The sequence below is a fragment of the Kutzneria viridogrisea DSM 43870 genome (genome assembly GCF_000525635.1).
Taxonomy (GTDB): Bacteria; Actinomycetota; Actinomycetes; order Mycobacteriales; family Pseudonocardiaceae; genus Kutzneria; species Kutzneria viridogrisea.
This window is the reverse complement of record NZ_CP007155.1, coordinates 1,157,900-1,180,140: the sequence shown is the minus strand read 5'-3', so window position 1 is coordinate 1,180,140 and position 22,241 is coordinate 1,157,900. Positions and strand designations below refer to the sequence as shown.

The window sequence follows — 22,241 nt, the reverse complement described above, 5'->3', positions numbered from 1 at the left end:
GGCTGTCCACAATGGTCTGCCGTTCAGTCCACTGTGGCTGATCGCGATACGGCTTGTGGTTGAGCCATCCGGACCAGTGCGCGGTTGTGCCGTTACCCGTTTGGCCCAAGGACCCGACCTGCGGAGGATGGCGCGCACCGCACGCAGCCCCCAGAATGCCCGCGTGACCGCACTGACCACCGCCAACCCAGCAGCGTTCGCCGCCGCCCACCGGAGGCGATGAACCGATGCTCGGTTTCCTGATCCGTCGCCTGCTCAACTACCTGGTGCTCTGCGTGGTGGCGACGTTCCTGTCCTTCACGCTGTCCTCGATCGCCTTCGACCCGTTGAGCCTGCTCAGGCAGCACAACCCGCCGCCACCCGCGGCGACCATCGAGGCCAAGCGCGTGCAGCTGCACCTGGATCAGCCGATCCCCCAGCGCTTCCTGACCTGGGGCGAAGGAGTGCTGCGCGGGGACTTCGGGCAGACCACCACGGACCACGCCATCACCGAGGAACTGGGCAGGCGTGCCGGGGTGAGCCTGCGGTTGTTCCTGCTCGGCGTCACGGTGGGCATCCTGCTCGGCGTGCTGGTCGGGGTGGCCAGTGCGGTGCGGCAGTACAAGTTCACCGATTACGCCGCCACGTTCTTCTCCTACGTGGTATTGGCGACGCCGGTGTTCGTGTTGGGACCACTGGTCAAACAGGTGGCGCAGAGCATCAACACCGCGACCGGCTCGGAGTGGTTGCAGTTCACCGGTGAGGGCCCGAACGACCTGAGCCAACTGGGCTGGTTGGAGGGATTCGGCGAGCGGCTGCGCTACCTGATCGTGCCAACGGTGACCATCGCCCTGATTCAGATCGCTTATTACAGCCGGTACCAGCGCAGCGCCATGCTCGACGTGCTGGGCAGTGACTTCCTGCGGACCGCCCAGGCCAAGGGGCTGACCCGCCGCAGGGCGTTCTTCAAGCACGGCCTGCGCACCGCGCTGATCCCGATGGCCACGCTGTTCGCCTTCGGCTTCGGCCTGGTGATCGTGGGCGGTGTGTTCACCGAGAGCATCTTCAACTGGCAGGGTATGGGCCAGTGGCTGATCCAGGGCATCAACGACCAGGACACCAACATCACGGCCACGGTGACCCTGTTCGTCGCGGTGTGCGTGCTGGTCTCGGGCTGGCTCTCCGACGTGTTGTACGCGCTGCTCGACCCGCGGATCAGGGTGTAGGGGGACAACGGCGATGACTGTGCTCGACAACAAGGCCGACCAGGCCGTGGCGGAGGCTCCCGCGCGCCGCCCGGTCAAGCGGAGCAGGCTGACCCTGCGCAGGTTCCTGCGCAACAGGTGGTCGGTGGCCGGGCTGGCGGTGCTGGTGCTGCTGTACGTGCTGGCCTTCAGCTACCCGCTGTTCTCCCCGTTCAGCTACGAGTTCCACGACACCAACCTGACCTACGACCCGCCCACGGTCACGCACTGGTTCGGCACCGACAACATCGGCACCGACATGTTCGTGGCCACCATGCGCGGCATGCAGAAGTCGCTGACGATCGGCCTGCTCGTCGGGGTGATCTCGACACTGCTGTCGGCCGTGGTCGGTGCCGCGGCGGGCTTCTTCGGCGGGTTCACCGACCGCGCGCTGATGTGGCTGGTGGACCTGCTGCTGGTGCTGCCCTCGTTCTTGATCATCTCCATCTCCAGCCCGCTGTTCAAGGGGGCCAGCTGGCTGATCTTCGTGGTGCTGCTGGTGCTGTTCCAGTGGATGATCACCGCTCGGATCGTGCGCGGCATGACGCTCACGCTCAAGACCCGCGAGTACGTCAGCGCCGCCCGGTTCATGGGCCAGTCCTCGTGGCGGATCATCTTCAAGCACATCCTGCCCAACATGGCCTCGCTGCTGATCGTGGACGCCACGATCAACGTGGGCAGCGCCGTGTTGCAGGAGACCGGCCTGAGCTACTTCGGCTTCGGCGTGCAGCCCCCGGACATCTCGCTGGGCACGCTGATCCAGACCGGCAGCAACTCGGTGCTGACCTTCCCGTGGCTGTTCTACGCCCCGGCGATCATGCTGATCCTCATCTCCCTGTCGGTGGCCGTGGTCGGTGACGGGCTGCGCGACGCCCTGGACCCGTCCTCCACCAAGGCGCGCAGGCGCGTGAAGCGAAAGAAGGAGGCCGCGGCATGAGCGGGCCGGTCACCGAGAACGACACCCCGGTCCTGGAGGTCACCGACCTGGCCGTGTCCTTCCCCAGCGAGGCGGGCACGGTGCAGGCCGTGCGCGGGCTGAGCTACCGGGTCGGCCGGGGCGAGGTGCTGGGCATCGCGGGCGAGTCCGGCTCGGGCAAGTCGGTGTCCTCGCTGGCCGTCATGGGCCTGCTGCCGCCGCAGGCGCGGATCACCGGCTCGATCCGGTTCCAGGGCCAGCAGCTGCTTGGCCTGTCCGACGTGCAACTGGCCAAGATCCGCGGGCGCCGCGTGGCCATGGTGTTCCAGGACCCGCTGTCCGCGCTGACCCCCGTCTACACCGTGGGCGACCAGATCGCCGAGGCGCTGCTGGTGCACGGCAAGGGCAGGATCTCCCGGCAGGCCGCCGCCAACCGCGCGGTGGAACTGCTCGACCTGGTCGGCATCCCCCACGCGGCGCAGCGGGCCAAGGCGTTCCCGCACGAGTTCTCCGGCGGCATGCGCCAGCGCGCGGTGATCGCCATGGCCATCGCCAACGACCCCGACCTGATCATCGCCGACGAGCCGACCACCGCACTGGACGTCACCGTGCAGGCGCAGGTGCTCGAGGTGCTCAAGACGGCGCAGGAGGTCACCGGCGCGGGCATCGTGATCATCACGCACGACCTGGGCGTGGTGGCCGGTTTCGCCGACCGGCTGATGGTGATGTACGCCGGGCGGGCGGTGGAGACCGGCCAGGTGGCCGAGGTCTACCAGCAGCCGAGGATGCCCTACACCCTGGGGCTGCTGGGTTCCCTGCCCCGGCTGGACGCCACCGAGAAGCTGCCGCTGGTGCCGATCAACGGCCAGCCGCCCTCGCTGGTGGACCTGCCCGAGGGCTGCCCGTTCGCCCCGCGCTGCCCGATGGCCGTGGACGCCTGCCTGGAGGCCGAACCCGAACTGTCCGCTGTGGACAGTGCCGGCGAGCACCACGCCGCCTGCGTGCGGACCGCGGAGCTGGCCGCGACCGAGGCGGCCGCCGAGGAGATCGAGGGCGTGGACGCCAGCAACGCCGCGGCGATCGAGGCCGCGGTGGAGGTCTTCGGGGCCGAGGTGGTGCAGGCGCAGGCCCGCGACCTGGCACCGCGCGAGCAGCGGCCGACCGTGCTGCGGGTGGACGAGCTGGTGAAGCACTACCCGCTGAACAAGGGCACGGTGTTCAAGCGCAGGGTGGGCACCGTGCACGCGGTGGACGGCGTGTCCTTCGAGATCCGCGAGGGCGAGACCCTGGGCCTGGTGGGCGAGTCGGGCTGCGGCAAGACGACCACGCTGATGGAGGTGCTCGGGCTCACCCCGCCCTCGGGTGGGGCGATCGAGGTACTCGGCCGCGACGTGTCCACTTTGGACAAGAAGGCGCGCAGGGCGGTCCGCCGCGACATGCAGGTGGTCTTCCAGGACCCGATGGCCTCGCTGGACCCGAGGATGCCCATCGGGGACGTGCTCGCCGAGCCGATGCAGGTGCACGGCCTGGATGCCGAGCACATCCGCAAGCGGATCCCGCAACTGCTCGACCTGGTCGGCCTGCGCGCCGAGCACGCCGACCGCTACCCCGCCGAGTTCTCCGGCGGCCAGCGCCAGCGCATCGGCATCGCCCGCGCGCTCGCGCTGGAACCCAAGCTGCTGGTGCTCGACGAACCGGTGTCCGCCCTGGACGTGTCGATCCAGGCCGGCGTTATCAACCTGTTGGACCAGCTCAAGGTAGAACTGGGGCTGTCCTACCTGTTCGTGGCGCACGACCTGTCGGTGGTGCGGCACATCGCCGACCGGGTGGCGGTGATGTACCTCGGCCGCATCGTGGAGATCGGCACGGTGGACACGGTGTTCGGCAACCCGCTGCACCCGTACACGCAGGCCCTGCTCTCGGCGATCCCGCTGCCCGACCCGGTCAAGGAGCGCCAGCGGGAGCGCATCATCCTGTCCGGCGACCTGCCCAGCCCGGCGGACCCGCCGTCGGGGTGCCGGTTCCGCACCCGCTGCTTCCTGCACACCACGCTGCCCGAGTCCGACCGGGCCCGCTGCGTCGGCGAGCAGCCCGAGCGGGTCGGGCACGGGCAGGACCACGAGGTGGCCTGCCACTTCGCGCGCAGCAAGCAGGTCGTGTGAACAGCTCCGGTCGCACCGCCGTGACCGGTGATCAGGGAGGGATTTCCGCAGTGAGTCGAGGCAAGTGGGCGTCAGTTCTCGTCCCGGTCGCGGCGGCAGCACTCGTGCTGTCGGCCTGCTCCGGTGGCGGCAACGGCGCTGGGGGCCTACAGACCAGCGACCAGCTGGCCACGGGCAAGAACGACATCAACCCGCACCCGGCCAGCGACATCAAGGACGGCGGCACGCTGCAGTGGCCGCTGGACGCGCTGCCCGACAACTGGAACGAGAACCAGAGCGACGGCGCGACGCTGTCGGGCTTCTACGTGGTCAACGCGTTGATGCCGTACTTCTTCAAGGCCAAGGCGGACAACAGCCTCGAGCTGGACACGAACTACCTGACCTCGGCCGAGGTGGTCTCCACCGACCCGCTGGTGATCGACTACAAGATCAACCCCAAGGCGAAGTGGAACAACGGCAGGCCGATCACCTGGGAGGACGTGCAGGCCCAGGCCACCGCGCTGAACGGCAAGAACACCGCCTACCTGGTGTCCACCACCACCGGCTACGAGAACATCGCCAAGGTGGAGAAGGGCGCCGACGACAAGGAAGCGAAGGTCACCTTCGCCACCCCCTTCGGTGAGTGGAAGAGCCTGTTCTCCCCGCTGTACCCCAAGGAGCTCAACTCCGACGCCGAGACCTTCAACAAGGGCTGGGCGGAGAACGCGCCGATCACCGCGAGCGCGTTCAAGGTGGGCAAGGTGGACCTGACCGGCAAGACGGTCACCGAGGTGCGGGACCCGAACTGGTGGGGCACCCCGGCGCACCTGGATTCCATCGTGTTCAAGGTGGTCTCCCGGCCGACCCTGGCCGACGCCCTGTCCAGCGGGGCCGTCGACTTCTACCGGGTCGGCTCCAGCGTGGACCTGTTCAAGCGGGGCCAGGCCATCCCGAACACCAAGATGCGCCAGGCCCTGGAGGCCAGCTACAACCTGCTGGACTTCTCCGGTGCGCCCAGCTCGATCCTGCATGACCAGGACCTGCGGGTGGCCATCGAGCAGGGTGTGGACACCAAGTCCATCGCCACCGGCATGCTGGGCCCGATCCTGCCCAACCCGACCGCGCTGGGCAACCACTTCTTCATGCAGGGCACCAAGGACTACAAGGACAACTCGGCGCCGGTGAAGTTCGACGTGGAGGCGTCCAAGAAGAAGCTGGACGAGCTGGGCTGGAAGCAGAACGGCCAGTTCCGCGCCAAGGACGGCAAGGAGCTGGCGATCACCATGGTGATCGACGCGGCCAACCCGATCAGCACCTCGCTGTCCAACCTGGTGCAGCAGCAGCTGAAGACCATCGGGGTGAACACCAAGATCAACAGCGTGCCCGCGGCCGAGCTGTTCAAGAACTACGTCGTGCCCGGCGCGTTCGACCTGGCCTTCTACAACCAGAACCTGCAGCCCCAGCCGGTCAGCACCAGCAAGAGCGCCTACTACCTGGACGCGAACAGCACCCAGCAGAACTACGCGCACATCGGCAACGAGGCCATCAACAAGCTGCTGGACGCCGCGGCCAAGGAGGTCGACGACACCAAGCGCGCCGACCTGGTGCAGCAGGCCGACACCGAGATCTGGAAGAGCGGGCACATCCTGCCGATCTACCAGGTGCCCGGGGCCTACGTGGTCAAGAACACCCTGGCCAACTTCGGGGCGCCGGGCTTCGCGCAGTACCCCATCGACTACGCCTCCATCGGGTTCCTGAAGTGAGCCGAACTCGATTGTGACACCCTCGTCGGGCCCGGTGACCTGCCGCCGGGCCCGCTGGGCGAGTCGGGGAGGACGAACACGTGTCACGAGGACGGGCGGCGGTGGCTGCTGTGCTGGTCTGCGCGCTGGGGCTGACCGGTTGCGCCGGTGGTCCGCAGACGCGGTTGCGCGACCCGAACCAGCAGGTGATCGGCCAGAACGACATCAACCGCACCCAGTCTGACCTGATCGCCGAGGACGGGCAGTTCCAGTGGCCGCTGGACGCCATGCCGGACAACTGGAACTACAACCAGGTGGACGGCAGCTCGCTGGACACCTACTCGATCGTCAACGCCCTGGAGCCGACCCTGTTCAGCGGCAACGCGGACGGCACCGTGACGCTCAACCGGGACTACCTGGTCTCGGCCGAGGTGGTCGCGGCCGACCCGCAGGTCGTGGTGTACCGGATCAACCCCAAGGCGCGCTGGTCCAACGGCCGCGAGCTGAGCTGGCAGGACTTCCAGGCGCAGGCCCGCGCGCTGAGCGGGCGGGCCCCGGGCTACCTGGTGGGCAGCACGGTGGGCTACGACCGGATCAGCAAGGTCGAGCCGGGCACCGAGGACCACTCGGTGCGGGTCACCTTCAGCTCGCGCTTCGCCGAGTGGCGTGGCCTGTTCGCCCCGCTCTACCCCAAGGAGCTCAACGCCGACCCAGGCACGTTCAACAAGGGCTGGCTGAACGGGGCGCCGATCAGCGCGGGCCCGTTCCGGCTGGACACCGTGGACGGCACGGCACGCACCGCGCGCCTGGTGCGTGACGAGCACTGGTGGGGCCGTGAGGCGCACCTGGCCTCGATCCTGTTCAAGGTGGTGGACCGCGCGGCCAGGGCCGACGCGCTGGCCAGCGGGGCCATCGACTTCTACGACACCAACGGCTCGGTGGACCTGGTCCAGCGGGCGCGTTCCATCCCCGGGGTCGTGCTGCGCCAGGCGCTGACCCCGGACACCTACCACCTGACCACCAACGCGGCGCCCGGCAGACCGCTGTCCGACCAGCGGGTCCGGCTGGCGGTGCTCAAGGCGGTGGACCGCGCGGCGATCACCAAGGCCGAGACCGGCCAGCTCAGCCCGGAGGTCAAGCCCGCGGGCAACCACCTGTTCCCGCAGGGCAGCACCAACTACGCCGACCACTCCGGGCAGGTCCCGTTCGACCCGGAGCAGGCCCGCAGGGACCTGGAGGCCGCGGGCTGGACCCCCACCGGGGACCAGCGCACCAAGGACGGCAAGCCGTTGGTGCTGGACTTCGTGGTCCCGTCCGGGACCCCGTCCAGCCGGGACATCGCCACGCTGGTGCAGCAGCAGTTGGCCACGGTCGGCGTGAAGGTGGTCGTGCGCACCGTGCCGACGGGCGAGTTCGGGGCCAGGTACCTCAACGTGGGCAACTTCGACCTGACCGCGTTCCGCTGGTTGCAGACCCCCTACCCGCTCAGCTCCAACGCGGGCGAGTACCGGCTGAACCTGAACGATCCCAAGGACCTCCAGCAGAACTACGGGCGAGTCGGCAGCAAGGAGATCAACGACCTGTACGACAGCGCGCTGGGCGAGCTGGACGAGGCCAAGCGCATCGAGCTGGCCCAGCACATCGACTGCAAGTTGTGGGCCATCGGCGGGGAGGTGACCCTCTACCAGCTGCCGGGAGCGGTGGCGGTACGGGCATCGGTGGCCAACTTCGGCGCGTTCGGCTTCGCGCAGTTCCCCATCGACTACACCAGCATCGGGTTTCTCAAGTAGTGGAGGTCAGCTCATGCGCTACAGCAGGGCCGTGTCGGTCGCGGTGCTCGCACTCGCGGCCGTGACCGCGGTGGGTGCGTGCGGCAGTGGTGGTGGCGGGGCACAGCTCAACGCGCCGAGCCAGGACAGCATCGGCAAGAACGACATCAACCCGCACCCCGCCTCCGACATCAAGGACGGCGGCACGCTCCAGTGGCCCATCGACACCCCGATGGACAACTGGAACCGGTTGCAGGTTGACGGCACCCCGCTGGACAACCAGCGCATGCAGGGCGCGGTGATGCCCTCGCTGTTCACCGAGAACCCCGACGCCAGCGTGACGATGAACAAGGACTACCTGGACTCGGCCGAGGTCACCGCGGGCAACCCGCAGGTGGTCGAGTACAAGATCAATCCCAAGGCCAGGTGGAGCAACGGCAGATCCTTCAGCTGGGAGGACTTCCAGTCCCAGTGGCAGGCCGCCAACGGCCGCAATCCCGACTACCAGCTGTCGGACTCCACCGGGTACGAGAACATCACCAAGGTCGAGCGGGGCAGCGACGACCTGGACGTGAAGGTCACCTATGCGGGCACCTTCGGCGAGTGGCAGAACACCTTCACCCCGCTGTACCCGAAGGAGCTGACCAGCAGCCCCGAGGAGTTCAACAAGGGCTGGGTCGCCGAGCCGAAGATCACCGCGGGCCCGTTCAAGTTCGGCGGCTACGACCAGACCTCCAAGACCGTCACGCTCACCCGTGACCCGTCCTGGTGGGGCACCAAGGCGCACCTGGACTCCATCGTGTTCAAGCTGATCTCCCGGGCCACCCAGCCCGACGCGCTGGCCAGCGGGGCCATCGACTTCGCCGACGCCAACGGCCTGGTCGACGCGGTGAGCCGGTTCAAGTCCACGCCGAACGTGGCCGTGCGCCAGGCCGTCACCCCGGACACCGCGCACATCACCACCAACGGGGCGGCGGGGCGGATCCTGGCCGACCAGAAGGTGCGCATCGCCGTGCTGGAGGCGATCGACCGCAAGGCCATCGCCAACGCCATCATCGGCAAGGTGCTGCCCAACCCGCCGACCCTGGGCAACCACTTCTTCCCGCAGGGCAGCAAGAACTACAAGGACCACTCCGACCTGCTGAAGTTCGACAAGGCCAAGGCCGCCAAGGACCTGGACGAGGCGGGCTGGAAGCTCAACGGGCAGACCAGGGCCAAGGACGGCAAGGAACTCGCCCTGAGCTACGTCAGCTCCAGCACGCCCGCGGCCAACGACGTGGGCAAGCTGCTGCAGCAGCAGCTGGGCGAGGTCGGGGTGAAGCTGACCATCAACGCCGTGCCCACCGCCGACTTCTTCAAGAAGTACATCAACGTGGGCGACTTCGACCTGACCAACTTCCGCTGGTTCGCCTCCACCTTCCCGCTCAGCGGGCAGAAGACGATCTACAAGCTGAACCTGAACGACCCCAAGGACGTGCAGCAGAACTACGGGCACGTGGGCAACCAGGAGATCAACGACCTGTACGACAAGGCGCTGGCCGAGCCGGACGAGGCCAAGCGGGTCGAGCTGACCCAGCAGGTGGACGAGCTGCTCTGGAAGGTCGGCGGCGAGCTGCCGCTCTACCAGATCCCGGGCGCGACCGGGGTGAAGACCTCGGTGGCCAACTGGGGTGCCATCGGCTTCGCCTACAACCCGATCGACTACGCCAAGATCGGCTTCCTGAAGACGAGCTGAGCTCGGCGGAACAGCGACGGGGTCCCCGGCCAGGGACCCCGTTGCGCTGTCAGGCACGAGCCGGGTGGGAGCGTGTGGATCGCCCTACCGCGCCAACCCCCAGTCAGTCAGCGCGGGATGACTGCTCAACCACCCGACCCGGCGACACCTATTTCACACGCTGCCACTGTCGCGGCGCTGTCTCCGCACTGTCGCCCGCACGACACCAACCCTGACCTGCGGTTTCTTCGCCCACCCAAGTCGCGGTCGCAACCGGGTGAAGCGAAGATCCCTCAGCTATCACTCACGTGAGAGCAAAATATTCACCGAACGTGACTACTTCTGCCAGCCCATGTCGGCGTACTGGAAGCTGGCGAGCCCGGCGTTGCCCATGTTGGCCAGGGTGCTGCGGGTGGCCACGATCGAGGGCCGCTGGTAGAGCGGCAGCGAGTGCCCCAGCTCCCACAGCAGCTTGTCGGCCTGGTTCATCAGCTGCTGGCGCTTGCCCAGGTCCAGCTCCGCGGAGGCCTGGTCGAGCAGGTCGTTGACCTGCTGGCTGCCCACCCGGCCCGGGTTGCTCAGCTGCTGGGAGCCCACCGCGAAGTAGCTGTGCGCGATGTTCACCGGCGGGGCGAAGTCCCACATCTGCGCGTAGTGCGCGATGTCGAAGTCACCGGGCGTGATGTGCTGCTCGAAGAAGGTGTTGCGGTCGTACTGGGTGATCTCCACCTGCACGCCGATCGCGGCCAGTTGCTGCTGCACGAGCTTGGCCTCGTCCAGGGCCGACTTGGTGCCCGCCGGGATCACGTCGCGGATCTTGAGCGGCTTGCCGTCCTTGGCCCTGGTCTGCCCGCTCAGCTTCCAGCCCAGCTCGTCGAGCTCCTTGGCGGCGGCCTTCGGGTCGTAGGTGTAGCCCACCGAGTTGTCCTGGTAACCCGGGAAGCCCGCCATGTAGATGTGGCTGCCCAGCGGCTTGGCCTCGGGGATGAGCTGGCTGATCTCCGCCTTGGCGATCGGGTCCCGGTCGATGCCCTTGATGATCGCCCTGCGCAGCCCGGCGTCGGCCAGGATCGAGTTGCCCGCCCCGTTGAGCACCACGGCCCGGTAGTTGGGCAGGTTCGCCCTGCGCTCGCTGACCCCCGGCATCACGCTGGTGCGCTTGTAGGCGTCGATGTCCGAGGCCACGCTCGCGAAGTCGTAGGCCCCGCTGGCCAGGCCGTCCACCTCGACCTGCGCGCTGGCGTAGTACTTGAACACGATCTTGTCCAGCTTGGCCTGCTGGCCCCAGAACGAGGTGTCCCGCACCACGGTGACGTTCTTGCCGGTCAGGTCCAGGTTGTCGATCTTGAACGGCCCGCCGGTGAGCTTGGGGCCGTCCTTCCAGCCGGAGTTGAACTGCTCCGGGCTGGAGGTCATCGACTTCGGGTAGAGGATCGGGAACAGGTTCGTCCACTCGGCCAGCTTCGGGCTGTAGGTGGCGGTGAAGCTGTAGTCGTCGGCGCCCCTGCTGATGTCGGAGATGCTCGCGTAGCCCGCGGTGTTCTGCACCTGGAAGGCCGGGTTCTTGCCGTTGAGCGCCTGCCACTGGGACTGGTAGTCGGCCCAGGTGATCGGGCTGCCGTCGCTCCAGTGCGCCTTCGGGTTGAGCTTGTACTCCACCTTCTGCGGGTCCTGCGAGACCACGGTGAAGGAGGTGAGGTAGGCCGGGTTCGGCGACCAGGTGCCGTTGGCGTCGGAGATCGCCGGGGTCGGCATGAACGACTGCACCACGGCGGGGATGTCCCCGTCGGTGGCGTCCACATGCAACCAGTTGAAGTTGGCCGGGTAGGCGTCGACGCCCCACTGCAGCACCCCGCCGTCCTTGACCTGGTCGCGCGGCTTGGGGTTGATGTCGTTCTTGCCGATCTCCTTGGTCGGCGGGGGACCCGAGCCCGCCGCTCCCCCGCAGGCCGACAGCAGCAGCGCCGATGCGGCGATCGCCAGCACGGCACCAGTCAGTCGAGTCACGATGCAGCCCTTCCCAGTACTCCCCCAGGTCCAGACCATCACCCTAAAAAAGCCAGCTCATAGTCTTGCCCCGTTCCCACACCTCGGGAACCTACGGACGGAGGTTTGCCCCGTGCACTTCGCGACTCGTGCCCTCCGGCACGGGCTGGCCGCCACCGCTGTGGTGACGGTCACCTGCGGGGCCGTGGCCCTGGTCACCGCCAGCACCCTGACCAGTGCCCAAGCCCAGCTCGCACCGTTGACCGCCCGCGCGACCGCCCGGGTCGAGGCCGCCTCGCCGGACTCGGTCCGGGTGAGCTGGCCGCTGCCCGACGGCCGCACCGCGACCGCCACCGTGCCGCTCGACGCTGCCCCACCGCGCGTGGGCTCGCACCTGCGCGTGGGCTACGACCCCGCCGCCCCGGAGCACGCCGTCGTGCCCGGTGCCGTGCCGCTGGTGGAGGCCGACCGGGCCGGGGCCGAGCTGACCGTCACGCTGCTCGCCCTGGCGGCTGTGCTGGCCGTCAGCGCCGTGCGCGTGGCCTCCCGGGCCCGCCTGCACCGCAAGCCCGCCCAGGAGGTGCTGCTGCGCCGGGTGCGCGTGCAGTCGGGGCTGGTGGCCCGGTCCTGGCTGGAGATCGAGTCGCTGCCCCAGCGCTGGATCCCCGTCTACTTCGACCCGGTGCTGGTGACGCTGCCCACACCGAGCACCGTGCGGCTGTTCGGCGACCCGCGACAGGACCGGCTGGTCGCCGCCGAGGTGGATGGGGTGCGGCTGTACCCCTCCGGGCTCGTCACCCGCACCGAGCCGAGGGGCCGCCGGGTGGACAACCCCTCCGAGGTCGACGACTCGGTGCGTGCGCGGATCGCGACCGCTCGCGGGGTGCTCGCCCAGTTGCGGGCCGATGCCGTGCTCGTGGTGCCCGCCCCGCTGATCGGCCTGCTCTGGGCGTACCTGGACGACGGCGGGGTCGCCGGCTGGCTGGGCGCCACCGCGGTGATGGCCTCGGTGGCGCTGTGGCTGGCCGCCCTGCGGGGCTCGGACCCGTCCTGAACGCCCACACCTGGTGGGTGGACCTGGGTCTGTTGCAGTGTTCCGGCGACCCCCGGAACGCGTGACGGTGACCCTCGGCGACGACGTACGCCCAAGCTGGGGATCCCATGATCCTCCGAATCGGTGGAGTTCGGCGCGGCCCCTTCGAGTGGGCCTCAGGTCACGGGACCATCACCGACGGGGTGGGCAGGCGCTCACCCAACGCCAGGACGGAGGTGCCGCCGTGGGGATGAAGTGGATGGAGCACAAGGTCGTGAAGAGCGCACGGGCTTGGGCCGCAGCGGGGGTTCCAGGACAGGCGGGCAAGGACGAGTGCGTGGTGTGCGGCAAGCAGATCCGCAAGCACCGGAAGGTGACCGGTGAGGGCCGGGTCTGCTCCGTGTCCTGTGCCCACTTCTGGGTCGAGAACATGAGCTGACGCACCACCGACCCACGCCGGGGACCCGGGGATCGCCCCCGGCGTGGGCCAGGGGACCCGCTGCCCACCCGCCTGCGGCCACAGTCTCACCCACCGGGGGCGGCCGAAGGCTCGCCGCCGGGGGTCCAGGGGGCGGAGCCCTCCTGGCTTGGGGCGTGGGGCGAGAGCCCCACAATCACGCGAAAAAGCCCCTATTCGCGCTCTCCGCGAATAGGGGCCACCTAGCTTTGTAGCGGGGACAGGATTTGAACCTGCGACCTCTGGGTTATGAGCCCAGCGAGCTACCGAGCTGCTCCACCCCGCGTCGGTAATTAGAACTATACGGGGTGGTTGCCACCCGATGCAAATCGCCCCCCGAAAACCCCCTGACCAGCCACATCGCACCCCAAATCCCCCGGTCGAGCCCCACCTCACCCTCCAGCCAACCAGAAACGGAGCCCCCCAAACCCACCCCGCTGACCGCCCCCAGACAACCGAAGCCCGCCGAACCCACCCCGTCGATCAGCCCTAGGCCGCCGAAGGCTCGCCGAACCCCACACCCCCAACCACACCCAATCAAAGGCGGCCGAAGGCTCGCCGAACCAACCACGCCGATCGAAGGCGGCCGAAGGCTCGCCACTCGGGGGTCCAGGGGGCGGAGCCCTCCTGGCTTGGGGCGTGGGGCGAGAGCCCCACAATCACGCGAAACAGCCCGCATTCGCGTTCTCCGCGAATACGGGCTGCCTGCTGAGTAGCGGGGACAGGATTTGAACCTGCGACCTCTGGGTTATGAGCCCAGCGAGCTACCGAGCTGCTCCACCCCGCGTCGGTAATTAGAACTATACGGGGTGGTTGCCACCCGATGCAAATCGGGTGGCCTTCAGGTGACCGGGGTCATCCTCCGCTGGGCGGCGTGCTGGTCGAGGTGGGCGTCTGGTTGCCGGTCGGCGCCGCCGCCTTGGCCGCGTCGAACCGCTTGGTCGCGTCGTCCAGGGCCTTGTACGCCTGGCCGAGCGCGGCGAAGTCACCGCTGGACTGCGCCGACTTGATGTTCTTCAGCGCGGTCTCGATGTCGGAGACGGCCTTGGCCAGGTCCGGGCTGAGCTGACCACCGGAGGGCGAGTTCGGCGTGGTGGTCGGCGTGCTGCTGCCCGGCTGCCCGTTGTTGGGCGGCGGGGTGCTGGGCGTCGCGCCGGTCAGCGCCTGGTTGAGCGCCTCGGCGAAGGTGGCGGCGAACCCGATGCCGCCGTTGTAGCTGACCAGCACCCGGGACAGCTGCGGGTACGAGGAGTTCTGGTTGGCGCTCTGCTCCACGTAGACCGGTTCCACGTAGAGCAGGCCCTTGCCGACCGGCAGGGTCAGCAGATTGCCGAACTTCAGCGTGGTGGCCTGCTGCCTGAGCAGGTTGATCTGGCTGCCGTTGTTGGTGATGAACTGGGTCTGCACCAGCTTCGGGCCCGGGGTCTGGGTGTCCGAGGGCAGTTGCAGCACGGTGAGCTTGCCGTAGTCCGGTCCTGGGTCCGAGGCCGCCGACACGTACGCGGACATGAAGTCGCGGCCCTGGAACACCAGCGGGCTGGTGAGCTGGAAGCTCGCGGCGCTGGCCGCGTTCTGGCTGCCGGACAGGATGTAGTACGGGGGCTGCGGCTGGGACTGGTTCTGGATGGCCTGCGTGCTGGAGCTGTCCAGGGTCGGGTCGGCGGGCACGTTCCAGAACGAGACGTTGGAGTAGAAGTCCTGCGGGTTGGACACGTGGTACTTGGCCAGCAGGTCGCGCTGGACCTTGAACAGGTCCTCCGGGTACCGGAAGTGCTGGCGCAGCTCCGGGGAGATGTCGCTGGTGGGCTTCACCGTGCCGGGGAAGACCTTCTCCCAGGCCTTGAGCACCGGGTCGTTGTTGTCCACCTCGTAGAGCGACACGCTGCCGTCGTAGGCGTCGACGGTGGCCTTCACCGAGTTGCGGATGTAGCTGATGCTGGTGTTCTGCTGCCTCGGCGCGTTGGCGATCGTGGTCAGCGAGTCGTTGGTGACGTCACCGAGCTGGGTCTGCTGCGCGTACGGGTAGTTGGCCAGCGTGGTGTAGGCGTCGACGATCCACACGATCTTGCCGTTGACCACCGCGGGGTACGGGTCGCTGTCCACGGTCAGCCAGGGCGCGGACATCTTGACCCTGGTCTTGGGGTCCCGGTTGTACAGGATCTTGGAGTCGTCACCGATGCTGGAGTTGAACAGGATGTTGCGCTCGCTGTAGCTGGCCGCGAAGACCAGCCGGTTGAACCAGTTGCCCAGCGGCACGCCACCGGCGCCCTGGTAGGTGTAGGTGCTGCTGTCGGTGTCGTACTCCTGGCCCGCCTGCCCGTTCTGGGCGCCGACGATGGCGTAGGAGTCGGCGCTGGTCTCCAGCTCGCCGTAGTAGATCCGCGGCTGGTCCACGTGGATGGCGCCCTGGGTCACCGACTTGCCGTCCGCGGCGAGCTCGCTGGTGGTGAACTCGGGGTAGCCCCCGGAGTTGACCGTGTTCGCCTTGGCCGCGACGAAGCCGTTGCCGTGCGTGTACACCAGGTGCTGGTTGATCCAGTTCTTCTGGCTGTCGGCCAGCGCCCCGGTGTTCACCTCGCGGGCGGCCACGATGTAGTCGTTGGTCTGCCCGTTGACCGAGTACCGGTCGATGTCCAGCTTGCTCGGGAACGCGTAGAAGTTGCGGCCCTGCTGGAACTGGGTGAACGTCGCGGACAGCACGTTCGGGTCGAGCAGCCGGGCGTTGCCCACCGTGGCGGCGTCGGACTTGATCTGGTCCGGGGTCGCGGTGGGCTTGTTGTCGTAGGGCTTGTAGCTGACCTTGTCCTCGGTGATCCCGTACGCCTGCCTGGTGGCGGAGATGTTGTACGAGATCGGCTCCGACTCCTTGTCCTTGGCGTTGGGGGACACGGAGAACTGCTGCAGCACGGCGGGCCAGGCCACGCCGATCAGCAGGCTGGACAGGATCAGCAGCACAGTGGCGATCGCGGGCAGCTGGAGGTTGCGCAGGAAGGCGCCCGCGAAGAAGGCCAGCGCGCAGAACACCGCGATGCACAGCAGGATCAGCTTGGCGGGCATCACCGCGTTGAGCGCGGTGTAGTTGGCGCCGTTGGCCAGCGGGTTGCTGGTGGAGAACAGCAGGTCGAACCGGTCGAAGAAGTACGCGACCGCCTTGAACAGCACGAACACGCCCGCGATGACGCACAGCTGGATGCGGGCCGGGCCGGACAGCTGGCCGCCCCGGCCGGCGAGCCGGATCGCCTGGAACACGTAGTGCGTGACCAGCGCGGCGAAGAAGGACAGCGCGGTCGCGATGAACAGCCAGTTCAGCGCCCACTCGTAGAAGGGCAGCTGGAAGACGAAGAAGCCGACGTCCAGTTTGAAGATCGGGTCGACCTGGTTGAAGCTGCCGCCGTTGAGGAACAGCTGCACCTGCTGCCAGTCGTTCTGCGCGGCCACCGCGGACAGGAAACCGGCCAGCACCGGGATGCCGATGCCGAACAGCTTGGGCCGGCGCGTGACGACCGCGCGGTAGCGGGCCACCGGGTCGTCGGGCGCGGACAGGGGCACGAACACCGGCCTGCTCCGGTACGCCAGCTGCAGGTTGAGCGCGACCGCACCGCCGACGACCAGGCCGACGGCCAGGAACAGCACGACCCTGGTCAGCAGCACTGTGCTGAACACCGAGCGGAAGCCGACCTCCCCGTACCAGAGGAAGTCGATGTACGTCGACAGCAGCCGCGAGCTGAGGATCAGCCCGATCAGCACGACCACCCCGACGGCGATCAGGATGCGGCTGCGCCGGGACAACGTGGGCAGTCCGACGGGAGGCCGAGTAGCCACGTCACTCTCCTACGGTTGCGATCGGTGTCCAGTGGTGCCGGCCCGGCGTGTGGGCCGTTCACCGGTGACAACTGTACGGAGGGGCGCCTGAGTTCCACGGGCGGGACACCCGCGAACGCGCACGGTGCGGCGCGCGGTGTCGGGGGTGGGTGCGACCATGTGCGGCGTGCCAGCCGACAACGACGACAACGCCGTCGACGCAGCCCAGTCACCACTGCCCAGCATCGCCCGCGAGGTGGAGGACTTCGTCTCGACCGGGGGCTGGGACCAGCCACCGCAGATGTTCGCGCTGGTGCGCACGGCCGAGCTGCTCGCGCAGCAGCCGGAGCTCGCCGACCAGCTGGACGTTGCGGCCGAGCTGACCCCCGTGGCCCAGGACCCGCTGCCCGAGCAGGACCTCGGGGAGGCGCTGTCGGGCATCGAGTGGCCCGAGGTGGTCGCGGGCTGCGCGCTCGCCCAGGAGATCGTGGTGCTGCCGCCGGGTGCCGAACAGGAGCTGGACTCGGTTCCGCAGGAAACCGAGGTGCTGCGCAGGGTGGCCGCCGAGCACCCGCAGCGCAGGGAGGCCCGGCTCGTGGCCGCTGTGCTGCGCAACGGTTCGATCGCGTGCGTGCTACGGCTGCGCGGGGACCAGGAGCGCCCGGACGAGATCGTGGAGCACCCCGAGCTGGCGCCGAACCTGACCGACGCGCTGATGCAGACCCTGCGGCCCTAGCAGTCGCGTTCGCCCTGGGCTGATTACGCCCAGGGCGAACAAGTCCTCAGCAGCCGGGCACGTCCTTGCCCGCCTTGAGCGCCTGCAGTGCGGACACCGCGTCGCCCAGGTTGTTGACCTTCACCAGGCGCAGCCCGTCGGGCACCCGCTGCTTGGCCTCCGAGCAGTTCGCCGCGGGCGCCAGGAACACGGTGGCCCCCGTCTCCCTGGCGGCGATCATCTTGAACGGGATGCCACCGATGGGCTTGACGTTGCCGCGGTCGTCGATCTCCCCGGTGCCCGCGATCCACTGGCCGTTGTCCAGCCCGTCCGGGGTCAGCTTGTCCACAATGGCCAGTGCGAACATCAGCCCGGCCGAGGGCCCGCCCACGTCGGACAGGCTGATCTTGACCTGGAAGGGCACGTCCGGGCGGTCCAGCGGGGTGATGCCCATGAAGCCCCAGGCCCGGTCCTCGCTGCGGCCGAGGGTCACCGTGGCCGTGCGCTCGGCCTCGGTGCCGTGCTGGAAGGCGACCGGGATCGCCTGCCCCGGTTTGGTGTCCTTCAAGGAGTTCTGCACGTCCTCGGAGGTGGAGACCTTCTTGCCGTTGACCGAGACCAGCCGGTCCCCCGCCTGGAGCACCCCGTTCACCGGGCTGTCCTTGGTGATCGTGCCGACCAGCACCTTCATCGGGTAGCCGAGGTAGCGCAGCGCGGCGACCTGCGCGTTGGTCTGCGAGTCGGTGAACTGCTGGACGTTCTCCTTCTGCACGTCCTGCTGCGACTCCCCCGGCTTGAAGTACTCCTCACGCGGGGCCAGCGAGTAGCGGCCGCTCGCCCACAGGCCCAGCGCGCCGAACAGGGTCACGCTGTCGGTGAGCGAGACCGTGGTCATCGTCAGGTGTCCCTTGGTGGGAAAGGTCTCCTGCCCCTGCACGTCCACGACCTTGCTGCCGTTGACCACGCCGAGCGTGTCGAAGGTGGGGCCGGGGCCCAGCGCGACGTAGGGCACCTGCACCACGCCGCCGAGCAGGCCGACCACCGCGACCAGCAGGAAGCTCCACACCAGCGTCCACGTGCGGCGGCCGGGGCCGCCCCTGCCGCGCGGCGGCACGACCGGCGTGGCCGGCCCGCCACCCTCGGCGCGATCCTGGCCGGAGTGCTCCGTTTGCGCAGTCACGACCCGACAGGGTACGGCCTGTCGGGTGTGGGGGTTGTTCACCGCGCCCGGTGTGCCGGTCGGTTGCCGCGTACCGTGGGGGGTATGACCGATCTCCCGTTCGGGTTCAGCCCGCCACCGAACCCCGACGACCACGGGGATGGCAAGTCCGGTGGGGGCGCGGTGCCCCCTGGCGGTATGCCGCCCTTCGACATCAGCCAGCTCGGTCAGATGCTCAGCCAGCTGGGCCAGATGCTCAGCCAGTCCCAGTCCTCCGGCGGCGGCCCGGTCAACTACGACCTGGCCAGGCAGATCGCGGTGCAGCAGCTGGCCCAGTCCGGCGGCACCTCGGGCGCCGACCAGGCGGGCGCGGTGGCCGACGCTGTGCACCTGGCCGAGATGTGGCTCGACCCGGTGACCACCCTGCCCGCGGGTGCCCGCGTGGCGCAGGCGTGGTCGGCCACCAACTGGGTGGAGAAGACCCTGCCCACCTGGCAGCGGCTGTTCGACCCGGTCGCGCAGCGCATCTCCGGTGCCTGGGTGGAGGCCCTGCCCGAGGAGGCCAAGCAGGCGGCAGGCCCGCTGCTGGCGATGGTCGGGCAGATGGGCGGCATGGCCTTCGGCTCCCAACTGGGCAACGCGCTGGCGCAGCTCGCGGGCGAGGTGCTGACCTCGACCGAGGTCGGGCTGCCCCTTGGCCCCGACGCGACCGCGGCCCTGCTGCCCGCCAACATCGAGAAGTTCACCTCCGGCCTGGAGCGCCCGGCCAGCGAGGTGCTGGTCTTCCTGGCCGCCCGCGAGGCCGCCCACCAGCGCCTGTTCACGCACGTGCCGTGGCTGCGGCAGCGGCTGCTGGACACCGTGGAGGAGTTCGCCCGCGGCATCAAGGTGGACACCAGCGCCCTGGAGCAGCTGGCCTCCCAGGTCGACCCGAGCAACCCCGGCAGCATCGAGGAGGCCATGCGCTCGGGCGTGCTCGAACCGCAGACCACCCCCGAGCAGAAGGCCGCGCTGACCCGCCTGGAGACCCTGCTCGCGCTGGTCGAGGGCTGGGTGGACGTGGTGGTGGCCGATGCCGTCGGCGAGCGGCTGCCCGGTGCCGACGCGCTGCGCGAGACCCTGCGCAGGCGCCGGGCCAGCGGTGGCCCCGCCGAGCAGACCTTCGCCACCCTGGTCGGCCTGGAGCTGCGCCCGCGCCGGCTGCGTGCCGCGGCCGCGCTGTGGCGGCTGGTCGGCGACCAGCACGGCATCGACAAGCGGGACGACGTGTGGGCGCACCCGGACCTGGTGCCCACCTCAGCCGACCTGGACGACCCGATGGAGTTCGCCGAGCGCCTGGGCGTGACCTACGCGGAACTCGACGACCCGATCGCCGCACTGGAGCGCGCCGAGCGTGAGAAGCGCGAGGAGAACGGCCCCACCGAGGGCTGACCGCCGGTCGTCATGGCGGCACCGGGGACCTGTGGTGTCCCGAATGCCGCCATGGCGACACGCTCACAGCGGGTCGTCCTGTGCGATGCCCAGCCCGGCCGCTGCCGAGAGCCCCTCCAGGTAGCCGACCGCGCGGTCCGTGCGCGGGTAGTGCCGCACCAGCTTCCAGAAGTCCGGGCCGTGCCCCGGCACCAACAGGTGCGTCAGCTCGTGCACCAGCACGTAGTCCAGCACCCACGAGGGCACCTCGCGCAGCCGCTCGCTGACCCGGATCGTGCCGTCCGAGGGCGTGCACGAGGCCCAGCGCGTGCGCATCGGCGGCACCCAGCGCACGCTGGCCGGCACCGCCTTGCCCGCCAGGTGCCGCGCGGACAGCTCCGCGCACCTGGCCAACAGCGCCGCGTCCGAGTCCCTGGCCGGGGAACGGCGACGGGTCTCGCTGCGCTGCAGCCGGTGCAGCATCTCCGCCACCCAGTGCTCCTCTTCCGCCCTGGTCATCCGGGCGGGCAGTAGCACGATGACGGTGTCACCTTCTCGATAGGCCGTGACCGTCCGACGTCGTCGACGGCTGCGGCGCACCTCCACCTGCGGTTCAGCCACGGGTTCACCGTACGTCCAGGCACCGACAGCCGACCCCGACTCGTGGCGGTCGGCACGCGACGGCCGGGTGTCCCTCTGCCGGGTGGTAACCGGCCGGTACCCCCCACGCCAGCCCGCGAGCACGCGTTTCCGCAGGTAGCTTGCCCGAAAGTGCGCCGAATCAAGGGAGGCTGTCGTGGCCGAGACCTACAACGGCTACTGCGTCAAGTGCCGGGAGAAGCGCGACTTCTCGGGGCAGGTGGAGGAGAGCAACGGCCGCCGGATGGCCAAGGGATCCTGCCCCACCTGCGGCACCAAGATGGCCCGGATCCTCGGCAAGGCCGCGAGCCCGGTGAAGTAGCCCTCAGCGGGGCGCTGTCAATCCCCCGGTCGTGACCTGTGGATGGCTTCCCGCGCCTGTGGACAACCGTTTTGCCGGATCCGCCCGAACTGCCAGCCTGGGGTCATGGACCTCACCGACCAGCAGCTGAGCGGACTGCCAAGGCGCCCACGGGTGCTGCCGGGACTCGTGGTGCTGCGCCGCGGCGAGCACGAGGTCCAGATCGGCATGGACACCAGGCACGGGATCGTGGCCGAGGGGCTCAGCGCCCCGCTGGTGGCGTTGTTGTCCGCGCTCAACGGGGAGCGGACCGTGGCCGAGCTGCTCGCCCTGCACGCGCCGGACGAGGCGGCACGGGCCGTCCAGCTGCTCACCCAGCTGACGGCGGCTGGACTGCTCGACGACGCCTCACCCGAGGACGGGCTCGGTGTCGGTGCGCCCGCACGGCTGTCCGCCGACGCGACCGTGTGGGCCCTGCGCACCGGTGAGCCGCGCGGTCGCATGGCCGCCGCCCGCGAGCGCGCGGCGGTGGTCGTACGGGGCGACGGGCGGATCGCCGTCGCGGTGGCGGTGCTGCTCGCCGCCTCCGGGGTCGGCTGGGTGCGTGTGGTCGCCGAGGGGCAGGTGCTCGCCGAGGACACCGGCACCGGCTACCTGGACTCCGACATCGGACGGCCGAGGCAGATCGCGGCGGTCGATGCGGTGCACCGCGCGATCAGCGGAGTGTGCACCGACCGGTTGCCGCCGACTCGGCGGCCGGACCTCGTGGTACTCACCGACCTCGTGGTGCCGCCACCCCAGGTGATCGGCCCCCTGGTCGCGGAGAACACCCCGCACCTGGTGATCAGGATGCGCGAGGGCACCGGGGCGGTGGGCCCGCTGGTGCTTCCCGGGAGGACCTGCTGCCTGCACTGCGTCGACCTGCAACGGGCCGACCTGGACCCGACCTGGCCCTCGGTAGCCGTCCAGGTGGCGGGCAGGACGATGCCCGCCGACCTGCCCGGTGCGCAGATGACCGCCGGGTTCGGCACGGCCCAGGCCCTGCTGGCCCTGGACTGGTTGCTGACCGGGGTGGGCGGCCCCGCGCTGTGGAACCGGACCACCGAGGTGGACCCGGTGCGCGCCACGCTGTCCCACCGGGTCTGGGCCCCGCACCCCGACTGCTACTGCGGCGCGGCCAAGTCCGAGGAGGCTACGGTGTAGGAGAACACTCGCTGGGTGGAGGAGATCACTGA

16 protein-coding genes and 2 tRNA genes are annotated in these 22,241 nt (G+C 69.2%); 12 read left to right on the top strand and 6 right to left on the bottom strand.

Going from position 1 to position 22,241, the window contains the following annotated elements; translation table 11 throughout:
- Window positions 1–227 precede the first annotated feature (227 nt).
- The 6 genes from KALB_RS05525 (at window position 228) to KALB_RS05500 (ending at window position 9,526) form a co-directional block, all read left to right on the top strand.
- Window positions 228–1,205 carry an ABC transporter permease gene (locus KALB_RS05525; protein ID WP_025354729.1) on the top strand — a complete coding sequence of 326 codons (978 nt, stop codon included), beginning with the start codon at window positions 228–230 and terminating at the stop codon, window positions 1,203–1,205.
- A 13-nt stretch (window positions 1,206–1,218) separates the two neighbouring features.
- On the top strand, window positions 1,219–2,160 hold the full coding sequence (locus tag KALB_RS05520; protein WP_025354728.1) for an ABC transporter permease: 942 nt from the start codon (window positions 1,219–1,221) through the stop codon (window positions 2,158–2,160).
- Window positions 2,157–4,301, top strand: a complete 2,145-nt coding sequence (locus KALB_RS05515; protein ID WP_025354727.1) for an ABC transporter ATP-binding protein — start codon at window positions 2,157–2,159, stop codon at window positions 4,299–4,301. Before KALB_RS05520 ends, KALB_RS05515 begins: the two co-directional genes overlap by 4 nt.
- 50 nt (window positions 4,302–4,351) lie before the next feature.
- Window positions 4,352–6,043, top strand: coding sequence for an ABC transporter family substrate-binding protein (locus tag KALB_RS05510; RefSeq protein ID WP_030108059.1), 1,692 nt, complete (start codon window positions 4,352–4,354; stop codon window positions 6,041–6,043).
- A gap of 80 nt (window positions 6,044–6,123) precedes the next feature.
- The gene (locus tag KALB_RS05505) at window positions 6,124–7,812 is read left to right on the top strand and encodes an ABC transporter family substrate-binding protein (protein ID WP_025354725.1); all 1,689 of its coding nucleotides are present in this window, start codon (window positions 6,124–6,126) and stop codon (window positions 7,810–7,812) included.
- A gap of 13 nt (window positions 7,813–7,825) precedes the next feature.
- Complete coding sequence (locus KALB_RS05500; protein WP_025354724.1) at window positions 7,826–9,526, top strand: ABC transporter family substrate-binding protein; 1,701 nt, start codon at window positions 7,826–7,828, stop codon at window positions 9,524–9,526.
- Window positions 9,527–9,841: 315 nt separating this feature from the next.
- Here the strand turns inward: KALB_RS05500 and KALB_RS05495 are convergent, their stop codons facing one another.
- A complete protein-coding gene (locus tag KALB_RS05495; protein WP_158510713.1) occupies window positions 9,842–11,512 on the bottom strand; it encodes an ABC transporter family substrate-binding protein in 1,671 nt (556 codons plus the stop codon).
- A 112-nt stretch (window positions 11,513–11,624) separates the two neighbouring features.
- Here KALB_RS05495 and KALB_RS05490 point away from each other — a divergent pair, with 112 nt between their 5' ends.
- Window positions 11,625–12,545 carry a hypothetical protein gene (locus tag KALB_RS05490; RefSeq protein ID WP_025354722.1) on the top strand — a complete coding sequence of 307 codons (921 nt, stop codon included), beginning with the start codon at window positions 11,625–11,627 and terminating at the stop codon, window positions 12,543–12,545.
- A gap of 229 nt (window positions 12,546–12,774) precedes the next feature.
- Window positions 12,775–12,963 carry a hypothetical protein gene (locus KALB_RS05485; RefSeq protein WP_236650323.1) on the top strand — a complete coding sequence of 63 codons (189 nt, stop codon included), beginning with the start codon at window positions 12,775–12,777 and terminating at the stop codon, window positions 12,961–12,963.
- Window positions 12,964–13,193: 230 nt separating this feature from the next.
- Here KALB_RS05485 and KALB_RS05480 read toward each other — a convergent pair.
- The 3 genes from KALB_RS05480 to KALB_RS05470 all read right to left on the bottom strand — a co-directional run bounded on the left by KALB_RS05480 (window position 13,194) and on the right by KALB_RS05470 (window position 16,803).
- Window positions 13,194–13,267, bottom strand: a tRNA-Met gene (locus KALB_RS05480).
- A 427-nt stretch (window positions 13,268–13,694) separates the two neighbouring features.
- Window positions 13,695–13,768: transfer RNA gene (locus KALB_RS05475), tRNA-Met, on the bottom strand.
- A gap of 68 nt (window positions 13,769–13,836) precedes the next feature.
- Window positions 13,837–16,803: a UPF0182 family membrane protein gene (locus KALB_RS05470; protein WP_025354720.1), complete on the bottom strand. Its 2,967-nt coding sequence runs from the start codon at window positions 16,801–16,803 to the stop codon at window positions 13,837–13,839.
- 157 nt (window positions 16,804–16,960) lie between these two features.
- Between KALB_RS05470 and KALB_RS05465 the strand changes: the two genes are divergently transcribed.
- On the top strand, window positions 16,961–17,518 hold the full coding sequence (locus KALB_RS05465; RefSeq protein ID WP_025354719.1) for a PPA1309 family protein: 558 nt from the start codon (window positions 16,961–16,963) through the stop codon (window positions 17,516–17,518).
- Window positions 17,519–17,564: 46 nt separating this feature from the next.
- Here the strand turns inward: KALB_RS05465 and KALB_RS05460 are convergent, their stop codons facing one another.
- Window positions 17,565–18,677: a S16 family serine protease gene (locus KALB_RS05460; protein ID WP_081789200.1), complete on the bottom strand. Its 1,113-nt coding sequence runs from the start codon at window positions 18,675–18,677 to the stop codon at window positions 17,565–17,567.
- An 84-nt stretch (window positions 18,678–18,761) separates the two neighbouring features.
- On the opposite strand from KALB_RS05460, the gene KALB_RS05455 reads away from it, so the two are divergent.
- On the top strand, window positions 18,762–20,087 hold the full coding sequence (locus KALB_RS05455; protein ID WP_025354717.1) for a zinc-dependent metalloprotease: 1,326 nt from the start codon (window positions 18,762–18,764) through the stop codon (window positions 20,085–20,087).
- A 63-nt stretch (window positions 20,088–20,150) separates the two neighbouring features.
- Here KALB_RS05455 and KALB_RS05450 read toward each other — a convergent pair whose 3' ends face one another.
- A complete protein-coding gene (locus KALB_RS05450) occupies window positions 20,151–20,687 on the bottom strand; it encodes a M48 metallopeptidase family protein (RefSeq protein ID WP_025354716.1) in 537 nt (178 codons plus the stop codon).
- Between the two features lie 175 nt (window positions 20,688–20,862).
- Here KALB_RS05450 and KALB_RS48170 point away from each other — a divergent pair, with 175 nt between their 5' ends.
- Together KALB_RS48170 and KALB_RS05445 are read left to right on the top strand one after the other, a co-directional pair.
- Complete coding sequence (locus KALB_RS48170) at window positions 20,863–21,027, top strand: DUF5679 domain-containing protein (protein ID WP_169743523.1); 165 nt, start codon at window positions 20,863–20,865, stop codon at window positions 21,025–21,027.
- A gap of 105 nt (window positions 21,028–21,132) precedes the next feature.
- Complete coding sequence (locus KALB_RS05445) at window positions 21,133–22,209, top strand: hypothetical protein (protein WP_025354715.1); 1,077 nt, start codon at window positions 21,133–21,135, stop codon at window positions 22,207–22,209.
- The last annotated feature ends 32 nt before the right edge of the window (window positions 22,210–22,241 follow it).